At 70.5% G+C, this 12818-nt stretch carries 3 protein-coding genes; all 3 read right to left on the bottom strand.

The window, feature by feature from the left end; translation table 11 throughout:
* Positions 1-1553: type I polyketide synthase (locus ABT352_RS40450; protein WP_350950376.1), on the bottom strand; the 1553-nt coding region annotated here is incomplete at its 3' end.
* A gap of 20 nt (positions 1554-1573) precedes the next feature.
* Positions 1574-10324, bottom strand: coding sequence for a type I polyketide synthase (locus ABT352_RS40445; RefSeq protein WP_350950375.1), 8751 nt, complete (start codon positions 10322-10324; stop codon positions 1574-1576).
* A gap of 31 nt (positions 10325-10355) precedes the next feature.
* Positions 10356-12818: SDR family NAD(P)-dependent oxidoreductase (locus ABT352_RS40440; protein WP_350950374.1), on the bottom strand; the 2463-nt coding region annotated here is incomplete at its 5' end.

Raw genomic sequence — 12818 nt, 5'->3', positions numbered from 1 at the left:
CCCGGATCAGAGCCCACAAACCCCGCCAACCGACCCGCCTGACCCCGCAACCCCGCCACCGACCGCCCCGACACCACCCACGGCACCACCCCACCAACCGGAGAAACGACCGTTCCACTACCGGTCCCCCGCGGAGCCGCCCCCACCTCTTCGGCATCACCCTGAACAGACTCCTCCGGAGCCTGCTCGATGATCACGTGGGCATTGGTCCCGCTCACCCCGAACGCCGACACCCCCGCCCGACGCGGACCACCCGACACCGGCCACTCGCGCGCCTCGACCAACAACTCCACCGAACCCGCCGACCACTCCACAAACGGCGACGGCTCATCCACATGCAACGTCGCCGGCAACACCCCATGCCGAATCGCCTGGACGAGTTTGATCACACCCCCGACCCCGGCAGCCGCCTGCGCGTGCCCGATGTTCGACTTCAACGACCCCAGCCACAACGGCCGCCCCACCGGCCGACCCTGCCCATACGTCGCGATGATCGCCTGTGCCTCGATCGGATCACCCAACCTCGTCCCCGTCCCATGCGCCTCCACCAGATCCACATCCACCGGGGACAACCGAGCGCTCGCCAGCGCCTGCCGGATCACCCGCTGCTGCGACGGACCATTCGGAGCGGTCAGACCGTTCGAAGCCCCGTCCTGATTCACCGCCGAACCCCGAACCACCGCCAACACCCGATGCCCCAACCGACGCGCGTCCGACAAACGCTCCACCAGCAGGAAACCGACACCCTCCGCCCAACTGGTACCGTCGGCCGCGCGGGCGAATGCCTTGCATCGGCCGTCCACCGACAGGCCGCGCTGGCGGGAGAATTCCACGAACCCCTGTGGCGAGGCCATCACCGAGACGCCTCCGGCCAGTGCCAGGTCGGACTCGCCCGAGCGCAGCGACTGCACCGCCAGGTGCAACGCCACCAACGACGACGAACACGCCGTGTCCACCGTGACCGCAGGACCCTCGAACCCGAACGAGTACGCGATCCGGCCCGACGCCACACTGCGCAGCGTGCCGATGCCCAGGTGACCTTCCAGCTCCTCGGGTGTGTCGGAACCGGCCCCGTAGTCTCCGCCCGCGAGTCCCGCGAACACCGCCGTACGGCTGCCCCGGAGCGGGGCCGGGTCGATTCCGGCGTGCTCGAACGCCTCCCAGGCGCTCTCCAGGAGCAGTCGCTGCTGCGGGTCGGTCGCCAACGCCTCACGCGGCGAGATCCCGAAGAACTCCGCGTCGAAACCCGCGACGTCGCTCAGGAAACCGCCGTGCCGGGTGTACGACGTACCGTGATGGTCCGGGTCGGGGTCGAACAGGTTCTCCAGGTCCCAGCCCCGGTCGGACGGGAACTCCGACACCGCATCCCTGCCCTCGACGACCAGGTCCCACAGATCCTGCGGCGAGTTCACGTCGCCGGGGAAGCGGCAGGCCATCCCCACGATCGCGATCGGCTCCCTGAGTCCCGACTCGACCTCGTGGAGGCGGCCTCGCAGGTTCTGGACATCGGCGATCGCGCGCTTCAAGTATTCGCGAAGCTTCTCGTCGGCCATGGCAGATGTGCTCCTCAGCGTCACAGGGAGTCGATGTCGTGATCGAGAAGCCGGAACAGCTCCTCGTCGGTCGCGGAGTCGAGGTCGACGCCCGCGACCGTGGGTGGCGCGGACGTCCCCCACCGGTCGAGCAGTGCCCGCATCCTGGTGAGGAGTTCCGCGTGCTCGGGGGTGTCCTCGGTGCCGGAGGAGAACACCGTCTCCAGGTAGTCGAGCGACGCCGAGGCGGAGGGGAACCGGACGGCCTCCCCGGGCGACGACAGCTCGTTCCTGAGGTATCCGGCGATCGCGGCGGGCGTCGGATAGTCGAAGACCAGCGTGGCCGGCAGCTGCAGTCCTGTGGCCGCGCCGAGGCGGTTACGCAGGTCGACGGCCGTCAGCGAGTCGAGGCCGAGTTCCCTGAACGCCTTTCCGAGGTCGATGGCGCTCGCGCCGTCGTGTCCCAGGACGACGGCGGACTCGGTGCGGACCAGTTCCACCAGGGCCTCGTCGAGTTCGGCTCCAGCCAGCGTGGTGATCGACCGGGTCGCCGGTTCCACCACGGGTGTCTCCTGGACCGGCCTGCCCCCGGCGGGCGCGGCGTCGAGCCAGAAGCGACGGCGGCGGAAGGAGTAGGTGGGCAGCGGTACCCGGCGGGCTCCCGGGTACGCCACCCGCCAGTCCACCGGGACACCCCGGACGTACACCTCCGCCAGGGAGGTGAGGAACCGGTCGAGGCCGCCCTGCTCTCGGCGCAGCGATCCCGCCACAGCCGCGCCCGGCGCGACGGCGTCGAGGGTCTCCTGGATTCCGGAGGTCAGCACCGGGTGAGGGCTGATCTCGATGAACACATCGTGCCCCTGCTCGGCCAGCACGCGAGTGGCCTCCTCGAACCGGACTCTCTCGCGCAGGTTCGTGTACCAGTAGTCCGCGTCCATCGGCGTCGTGCCGATCCAGTCTCCGGTGACGGTCGACAGGATCGGCACGTCGCCGGGGCGTGGCCGGATGGACGCGAGGGCTTCGCGCACGTCCGCCTGGATCCGTTCGACGTGTGCGGAGTGGGAGGCGTAGTCCACCGGGATGATCCGGGCCCGTACGTCTTCCGCCTTGTAGCCGTCGACGAGTGCGGTCACCGCGTCGGGGTCGCCGGAGATCACCACCTGGGTGGGGCCGTTGACGGCGGCCACCGAGACACGACCCGCCGACCCCGAGATCCCTGTCTCCACCTCGTCCGGCGGCAGCGCCACCGACGCCATGGCACCGCTCCCGGCGAGGGCCAGGATGGCGCGGCTGCGGAGTGCGACGACCCGCGCGGCGTCCTCCAGCGACAGGGCTCCCGCCACGCACGCCGCGGCGATCTCTCCCTGGCTGTGCCCGACAACGGCGGCGGGCCGGACACCGTAGGACTCCCAGAGGGCGGCCAGCGACACCATCACCGCCCACAGCAACGGCTGGACCACGTCCACCCGATCCTGCTCAGGCGCGCCCGGCACGCCGCGCAGGACCTCGGCCGGTGACCAGTCCACGTACGGCGAGAGCGCCTCTGCACAGTCCGCCAGCCGTCGGGCGAACACCGGCGCGGTGTCGAGGAGTTCGACCGCCATGCCCGTCCACTGGGACCCCTGGCCGGGAAAGACGAACACCACTTTGCCGCCGGCGTCCGCGACGCCGCGCACGACCTTCGGCGAGGAGGTGCCGGCGGCCAGCGCGCGCAGGCCGGACACGAGGCCGTCGCCGTCGTCCGCGATGACGACGGCGCGATGCTCGAAGGCCGATCGCGTGGTGGCGAGGGAGAGGCCGACGTCCCTCGGATCCGGCGCGAGCGCCGGAGTACCGGTCTGCCCAGGTGCCGGAGCGCCGGATCCGGCCGGGTCGTCCGGACCTTCGATGTGGTCCGCCAGGCGAGCGGCCTGGGCGTGCAGGGCCTCCGGAGTCCTGCCCGACACCGTCCAGGGAAGCGGACCGCCGTGCGGCTCCGCCCGTGCGGGCGCCGCCTCGGTCGACGGAGTTCGCCCCACCTGTACGGGCGTGACATCACCCACCGGAACCTCTTCGGTCGGCGCGGGCGTCACCGCACCCGGTGATACCTGTTCGGTCCGCGCGGGTGCCGCCTCGTCCCGCGGGGCCTGCTCGATGATCACGTGAGCGTTGGTGCCGCTCACCCCGAACGCCGACACCCCCGCCCGGCGTGGTGCGCCCGTGTCCGGCCATTCGCGCGCCTCGGTGAGCAGCTCGACCGCTCCGGCCGACCAGTCCACGTGTGGTGAGGGTTCGTCGACGTGCAGCGTCCTGGGCAGGACACCGTGGCGGATCGCCTGGACCATCTTGATGATCCCTGCCGCTCCGGCCGCCGCCTGGGTGTGCCCGATGTTCGACTTCAGCGAGCCCAGCCACAACGGCCGCTCACCGGGCCTGTCCTGGCCGTACGCGGCGATGAGCGCCTGTGCCTCGATCGGGTCGCCCAGGGTGGTGCCGGTACCGTGACCTTCGACGGCGTCCACCTCCGCGGGCGTGAGCCGGGCGTTGGCGAGTGCCTGGCGGATGACCCGCTGTTGTGACGGACCGTTCGGGGCGGTCAGACCGTTGGAGGCTCCGTCCTGGTTGACCGCCGTACCGCGTACCACTGCCAGCACCTCGTGGCCGAGGCGCCGGGCGTCCGCCAGACGCTCGACGAGAAGCAGGGTCACGCCTTCGGCCCAGCCGGTGCCGTCCGCGGCCCCCGCGTACGCCTTGCAGCGACCGTCCGCGGCCAGGCCGCGCTGACGGGAGAACTCGACGAACACGGCGGGCGAGGCCATCACCGCGACTCCACCGGCGAGGGCCAGGTCGGACTCGCCTGAACGCAGCGACTGCACCGCCAGATGCAACGCCACCAACGACGACGAACACGCCGTGTCCACCGTGACCGCAGGACCCTCGAACCCGAACGAGTACGCGATCCGACCCGACGCCACACTGCCCGCGTTGCCGTTGGCCAGGTATCCCTCCAGCGGGGCGGGCGCCTCCCCCACCCGGGGGGCGTAGTCGTGGTACATGACACCGGTGAAGACCCCGGTTCTGCTACCCCGCAGAACGGCCGGGTCGATGCCCGCCCCCTCGAAAGCCTCCCAGGCCGTCTCCAGCAGCAGCCGCTGCTGCGGGTCGGTCGCCAACGCCTCACGCGGCGAGATCCCGAAGAACTCCGCGTCGAAGTCGGCCGCCTCGTGCAGGAACCCGCCATGCCGGGTGTACGACGTGCCGGGGTGCGCGGGGTCGGCGTCGAACAGCGCCTCCAGATCCCAGCCCCGGTCGGAGGGGAACTCCGAGATCGCGTCACCTCCCGAGGCGACCAGCCGCCACAGGTCGTCCGGGGAGCCGACCCCGCCGGGCAGGCGGCAGGCCATCCCGACGATCGCGATCGCGTCCTCGGCCGCCGGGGCGGGAACGGCCTGGACGGCGGGTTCCTTCCCGGCCCTGCCTTCGAGTTCCCCCCGCAGGTAGCCGGCGAGCGCGAAGGGCGTGGGATGGTCGAAGGTCAGGGTGGCGGGCAGCCTGAGTCCTGTCGCCGTGTTGAGCCGGTTGCGCAACTCGACCGCCGTCAGGGAGTCGAGCCCGAGGTCACCGAAGGCGCGCCGGGCCTGCACGGCCTCGGCGCCGGCGCCCAGGACAGCCGCCGCCTCGGTACGCACCAGGTTGAGCAGGAGCTCGTCTCGCTGTTCGCCGGTGAGCCCGGCCAGCCTCCGCGCGAGCGGCGACCCCGCCGCCTCGTACCGTGCGGCCCGGCGCGAAGGCCGGACGAGACCGCGCAGTAGCGGCGGAATCTCCTCCGCCGCGCGCACGGCGTTCAGGTCGAGCGCGGCGGGTACCAGGGCCGCGGGACCCAGCCGCAGCGCGGCGTCGAACAGCTCCAGTCCCTCCTCGGTGGGCAGCGGCCTGACTCCGCCGCGCGCGGCCCGTGCCCGGTCGACGCCGGTCAGGTGCGCGGTGACGCCGGTGCTCCGCTCCCAGAGCCCCCAGGCCAGGGAGAGCGCGGGCAGGCCGGCGCCCCTGCGGTGCTCCGCGAGGGCGTCGAGGAACGTGTTGGCCGCCGCGTAGCTCGCCTGCCCGGCGCTGCCCAGGACTCCGGCGACCGAGGAGTACAGCACGAACCACGCCAGGTCGTGGTCGCGGGTGAGCTCGTGCAGGTTCCAGGCGGCGTCGACCTTGGGCCGCAGTACGGCGTCGACGCGTTCCGGCGTGAGCGAGTCGATGACGCCGTCGTCGACGATGCCCGCGGTGTGCACGACCGCGGTCAGCGGATGTTCCGCGGGAATGGCCGCGAGAACCCTCTCAACGAACGCGCGATCGGCCACGTCTCCCGCCACGATGTCGACGCGGGCGCCAAGCCCGGCCAGCTCGTCCCGTAGCTCGGCCGCGCCGGGAGCCCACGCACCCCGGCGGCTGGTGAGGATCAGGTGCCGGGCGCCGTGCTCGGTCACGACATGCCGGGCGAGCAGACCACCGAGTCCTCCCGTACCACCGGTGATGAGTACGGTCCCCTCCGGGTTCAGCGGTACGGCCTCGGCCTCAGGATCGGTCACCCGTTCCAGGCGCGGCACCAGGATCCGCTCTCCCCGAACGGCCAGTTGCGGCTCACCTGCCGCCAGCAGAGGAACGGCCTCCGCGCCGAGATCGCGATCGGCGTCGATCAGGACGATCCGCCCCGGCTGCTCCGACTGGGCCGAGCGTACGAGTCCCCATACGGCGGCGGCACGCGGATCGACAGTCTCCTTGCGGGACACCGACACCGCGTTCCTCGTGACCACGATCGCGCGAGCGGAGGCGGCGCGTTCCTCTCCCAGCCATCGCCGCAGCTCGGCCAGCACCCGGTTCGTCACCTCATGAACGACGGGCGCGACGCCTGCCGAAGGATCCGGGTCGACGGTGCCGGAGATGACGACGACATCAGAGAAGTCATGGGCATCGGGGGTGTCGGCGTGATCCACGGCGGGCGGCTCGATCCAGCCGACCTGGAAGAGCGAGTCACGTGAGACCGACCGCGCCTCGCGCAACCTGCCCGCCTCGATCAGGCGGGAACGCAGCCTCTCGACGGACGCGACGGGTGCTCCCGTGGCATCCGTCACCTGGATCGTCCATTCCTCCGCCCCTATCGGGGTGAGCCGTACCCGGACCACGGACGCCCCCGAGGCGTGTAGGCGGACCCCCTGCCAGGCGAAGGGCAGCCGGTTGCCTCCGGCCGGGGTGGCCGACAGGGTGTCGTGCGCCGCGACGTGCAGGGCGGCGTCAAGCAGCGCGGGATGCACCCCGAAACGCGCGGCGTCCTCCCGTTCCCCGTCCGCGAGCGACACCTCCGCCAGGAGCGTCTCACCCTGCCGCCAGGCGGCCCGCACACCCTGGAACGCGGGACCGTAGTCCAGACCGGCTCCGGCCAGGGCCGGGTAGAAGTCCGTGACATCGAGGGCGGTGGCGTCGACGGGAGGCCACTCGGCCAGGCTGAAGTCGTCGTTCCGTGAGCCGGGAACGACGCGGCCACCCGCGTGCCTGGTCCACTCTGCCTCTCCCTGCGCGTCCTCGGGACGGGAGTGGATGGCGACGACACGGCCACCCTCGCCGTCAGGGGCTCCGACGGAGACCTGGACATGCACCGCACCGCCTTCCGGGAGGACGAGCGGGGTCTCGATCACCAGCTCTTCCAGGGTGTCGAGGCCGACCTCGTCACCGGCCCGGATCGCGAGCTCGACAAAGGCGGTGCCGGGAACCAGAACCGTCCCGGCGACCGCGTGGTCGGCGAGCCAGGGGTGCGACTTCAGCGACAGCCGCCCGGTCAGAACGACGGCGTCGGCGTCCGCCAGCCCGATCGCGCCACCCAGCAGCGGATGGTCGGCCGCGCCGAGCCCCAGTCCGGTGGCGTCTCCCGCTCCCCGCAGGTCTGGTTCGAGCCAGTAGCGCTGCCGCTGGAAAGCATACGTAGGCAGATCGACCCTGCGCGCACCGGGAAAAACCGCCTCCCAATCGATGGAACTGCCATGCACGAAGGCATGCCCCAACGCCAGTAACGCGGTCACCTCCTCAGAGCGGTCCTTGCGCAGCACCGGAACCAGCACATACGGCCCAGCCCCCTCACCCTCCGGCAACGACTGCCGCGCCATCGCCGACAACACCCCATCCGGCCCCAACTCCACAAACGTCGTCACCCCGGCCGCGTCCAACACCCCCACCGCATCGGCGAACCGCACCGGCTCCCGCACCTGCCGCACCCAGTAATCCACCTCCCCCAACTCCCCACCCACCACCAGCCGCCCCGACAACGCCGACACCACCCCAACCCGCGGCTCAGCGAACACCACCCGCTCCAACACCCGCCGGAAATCAGCCAGCATCGGCTCCATCCGCGCCGAATGAAACGCATGACTCACCACCAACCGCCGAACCCGCCGCCCCCGACCAACAAACCCCTCCACCACCGACGACACCAGATCCTCATCCCCCGACACCACCACCGACGACGGACCATTCACCGCCGCGACCCCAACCCCACCCGACCCCGCAGAGTTCGCGGGGGCCGCGATGTCCGCAGAATCCAGCCCTGCCAGCGCCTCCAGCACCTCCCGCTCACTCGCCTCGATCGCCACCATCGCCCCACCCACCGGCAACGCCTGCATCAACCGACCCCGAGCCGCCACCACCCGCACCGCATCCCCCAACGACCACACCCCCGCCACATACGCCGCCGACACCTCACCCACCGAATGACCCACCACAAAATCCGGAACAACCCCCCACGACCCCAACAACCGAAACAACCCCACCTGCACAGCGAACAACCCCGCCTGAGCAAACACCGTCCGATCCAGCAGCGTCCGATCCAGCACACCCCCCTCGCCGAACACCACCTCACGAACCGACCCCACCCCACACTCCTGCAACACCCCACTCAACTCACGATCCAGCTCAGCGACCACCTCATCAAAAGCAGCCGCGAACACCCCAAACCGCCCATACAACTCCCGGCCCATCCCCACCCGCTGACTCCCCTGACCCGTAAACAAAAACCCCAACCCACCACCGGCCCGACCCGACACCACACCCGCCACCGAATCGCCCGACGCCAACGCCTCCAACCCCGCTACCAACTCCCCCCGACCAGCACCCACCACCACCGCACGCTCCTCCAACACCCCCCGACCACGCGCCAACGAAAACCCCACATCCCCCACACCCAGACCCGGATCAGAGCCCACAAACCCCGCCAACCGACCCGCCTGACCCCGCAACCCCGCCACCGACCGCCCCGACACCACCCACGGCACCACCCCACCAACCGACGCCGAACCAGCCACCAACTCGCTCCCGGCGACATCGCCAACCACCCCAGCATCGACCTCGCTCCCCCCAACGCCAGCCGGAACCAAACCAGCCGGGCCGGGCTCGTCCGGAGCCTGCTCGATGATCACGTGAGCGTTCGTCCCGCTCACCCCGAACGCCGACACCCCCGCCCGACGCGGACCACCCGACACCGGCCACTCGCGCGCCTCGACCAACAACTCCACCGAACCCGCCGACCACTCCACAAACGGCGACGGCTCATCCACATGCAACGTCGCCGGCAACACCCCATGCCGAATCGCCTGCACCACCTTGATCACACCAGCCACCCCAGCCGCCGCCTGGGTATGCCCGATATTCGACTTCAACGACCCCAACCACAACGGCCGCCCCACCGGCCGACCCCGCCCATACGTCGCCAACAACGCCTGCGCCTCAATCGGATCACCCAACGTCGTACCGGTACCGTGCGCCTCGACCAGGTCGACCTCCGACACCGACAACCCCGCACTCGCCAGCGCCTGCCGGATCACCCGCTGCTGCGACGGACCATTCGGAGCGGTCAAACCGTTCGAAGCCCCGTCCTGATTCACCGCCGAACCCCGAACCACCGCCAACACCCGATGCCCCAACCGACGCGCGTCCGACAAACGCTCCACCAGCAGGAAACCGACACCCTCCGCCCAACCAGTACCGTCCGCAGCCCGCGCGAACGCCTTCACCCGGCCGTCCGGGGCCAGCCCGCGCTGGCGGGAAAACTCGACAAAACCGATCGGCGACGTCATCACCGTCACCCCGCCCGCGAGGGCCAGGTCGGACTCGCCCGAGCGCAGCGACTGCACCGCCAGGTGCAACGCCACCAACGACGACGAACACGCCGTGTCCACCGTGACCGCAGGACCCTCGAACCCGAACGAGTACGCGATCCGACCCGACGCCACGCTCGCTGCGTTGCCGATGCTGAGGTAGCCGTCAACCGCCTCCGGTACCTCGGGAAGCCGGGCGGCGTAGTCCTGGCCGTTCATACCGGCGAAGACCCCGGTTCTGCTGCCCTTCAGGGTCGACACGTCGATTCCGGCACGCTCGAACGCCTCCCAGGCGCTCTCCAGGAGCAACCGCTGCTGCGGGTCGGTCGCCAGCGCCTCACGCGGCGAGATCCCGAAGAACTCCGCGTCGAAGTCGGCGATGCCGTCCAGGAATCCCCCGTGGCGGGTGTAGGTCTTGCCTGGCCGGTCGGGATCGGGGTCGTACAGCCCCTCCACATCCCAGCCGCGGTCGCCGGGGAACTCAGCGATCGCGTCGGTACCGTCGGCGACCAGCCGCCACAGATCCTCCGGCGATCTCACCCCTCCGGGGAACCGGCACGCCATCCCGACGATCGCGATCGGTTCTGTCTGGTCGTCCTGTACGCGCTGGAGACGCTGCCGTGTCTCGTGCAGCTCGGCGGTGACCCGCTTGAGGAGATGCCTGATCTGGTTCTCGCTCATCGTTTTTCTCTGTCCCTCTCAAGCCCGCGATTCAGGAGATTCCAAGCGTTCTGCTGATGAACTCGACGAGTTCGTCGTCGCTCGCCGACGACAACTCGTCCGTGACGGCGTTCGTCGGCGTCGCGTCACCCCATGTCGCGGCGAGTCTTCGCAGCCGGGCTGCGGCCGCTTCTCGTTCGGCGTCGCTCACCGAGGCTTCCGCGAGGGTCGCCTCCAGTGCCTCGATTCCCGCCAGGACCGATGTGATCGTCGTGGTCGTCGCCTCGGCGCGCGGTACGAGTTCCGCCTGCAGGTGTCCGGTCAGGGCCGCCGGGGTGGGATGGTCGAACACGATCGAGGGAGGCAACCGCAGTCCGGTCGCGGCGCCGAGCCGGTTGCGCAACTCGACAGCGGCCAGAGAATCGAACCCCTGGTCCCGGAATCTCCTGTCGGCCTCGACCGTGTCGGGTGACGGGCGGCTCTGTACCGCCGCCACCTGGACCTGTACCAGCCGCAGCAAAGTTCGGTACTGCTCCGCCTCCGCCAGGCCCGCGAGTTGCCGTACCAGGTCGGATCCGTCCTGTCCTGTGTGCGCCGTGTCACTGCCGGATGTCTCTCGGCCGGGCTGGACGATCTCCGGCAGCTCACTCACCAGGGGGTGGGAACGGCTCTGGAACATGGTCTTCCAGTCAATGTCGGCGATGACGACGTGGGTCTCGTCACGATCGAGCACCTGGCCCAGTGCCGTGACGGCGAGTTCGGGTGGAAGCCCGCGCAGACCGTGTCTGGCCAGAGTCCGGCCCGCCTCTGAGGTGACAATGCCGCCGCCCGCCCACTGCCCCCAGGCGATCGAGGTGGCAGGAAGGCCCGAGGCACGGCGTCGTGCGGCGAGCGCGTCGAGATAGGCGTTGCCCGGCGCGTAGTTGCCCTGACCGGCGACGCCGCAGATACCGGCGACCGAGGAGAACAGTACGAAGGCGGACAGGTCGAGCTCGCGGGTCAGCTCGTGCAGATGCCGGGCCCCGTCGGCCTTGACCCGCAGGGCGTGTTCGAGCCGCTCGGGGGTGAGCGCGGAGATCAGGCCGTCGTCCAGTGTGGCGGCCGTGTGCACTACGGCGGTCAGCGGGTGCTCCGGCGACACCGAGGCAACCACACGGGCGAGGGCGTCCCGATCTCCGACGTCCACCGCTGCGAAGGTGACCTGCGCTCCCGCGTCGGCGAGCCGTGTCCGGAGTTCGGCGGCGCCCGGTGCCTCCTCACCCCGCCTGCTGACCAGGAGCAGATGTCTGGCTCCTCTCCCTGCGAGCCAGGCCGCCACGTGACCGCCAAGCGCACCCGTCCCACCGGTGATCAGGACGGTGCCGTCGGTGTTCCACGATCTCGGTTCCGGCTGCTCCCGCAATGGCGCGTGAACCAGGCGCCGCGCGTACAGGCCGGAGCTTCGCACGGCCACCTCGATCTCACGATCGTCCTCGGCGATCAGGGCCGTGAGGCGTTCCCAGTGGGGTCCTTCCGCCGACGTGGGAAGGTCGGCCAGACCACCCCACTGTGCGGGATTCTCGACCGCCGCGATCGCACCGAGGCCCCAGGTCAGTGCCTGGGCGGGATTCGGCGCCTCGTCATCGGGACCGGTCGAGACCGCGTTCCTGGTCACGCACCAGAGGGGGGCGACGAGCCCCACGTCGTCCATCGCCTGGAGCAGTGCCAGGTTGGCCTCGTATGCCCAGGGCACGATGGCCTGCGTCTCCTCGGCCGCCGACACCAGGGACAGCAGGCCCGCGACCCTCTCCACCGACTTCAGATGGACGGCCAGCTTCGCCCGGTCCGCGTCGGTCACGACGATCCGGACGACATCCGCTCCACGGGCGGTCAGGGCGCGCTCCGCGGGGTCCGCCCACGCCGTCTCACCGGCCGGGACGAGGAGAAGCCAGGTTCCCCGCAGGCGACTTTCCGGTCTTTCCCGGATCTGTCGCCAGACCACTTGGTAACGCCAGGAATCGGTTGATGAGCGAAGGCGCCTCGTGTTCCACCACGACGTGATCGCGGGCAGCACGGTGGTGAGCGAGCCACGTGCCTCCTCGTCGTCAAGACCGAGGGTGTCGGCGAGACGCTCGGTGTCCGCGCTCTCCACCAAGTCCCAGAACCGGGCATCCGTCGCCCGCGCTTCACCACCGTCGGGTCGGGTGGCATCGAGCCAGTAGCGCTGCCGCTGGAAAGCATACGTAGGCAGATCGACCCTGCGCGCACCGGGAAAAACCGCCTCCCAATCGATGGAACTGCCATGCACGAAGGCATGCCCCAACGCCAGTAACGCGGTCACCTCCTCAGAGCGGTCCTTGCGCAGCACCGGAGCCAGCGCATACGGCCCAGCCCCCTCACCCTCCGGCAACGACTGCCGCGCCATCGCCGACAACACCCCGTCCGGCCCCAACTCCACAAACGTCGTCACCCCGGCCGCGTCCAACACCCCCACCGCATCGGCGAACCGCACCGGCTCCCGCACCTGCCGCACCCA

It is taken from the genome of Streptosporangium sp. NPDC000563, assembly GCF_040299985.1.
In the GTDB taxonomy this organism is placed as follows: Bacteria; Actinomycetota; Actinomycetes; order Streptosporangiales; family Streptosporangiaceae; genus Streptosporangium.
This window is presented reverse-complemented; position numbering and strand designations above follow the sequence as displayed.

Bases quoted from the DNA above. Each gene is read 5' to 3' on its own strand.
- ABT352_RS40445 (WP_350950375.1), bottom strand. From the start codon at position 10,324: ATGAGCGAGAACCAGATCAGGCATCTCCTCAAGCGGGTCACCGCCGAG.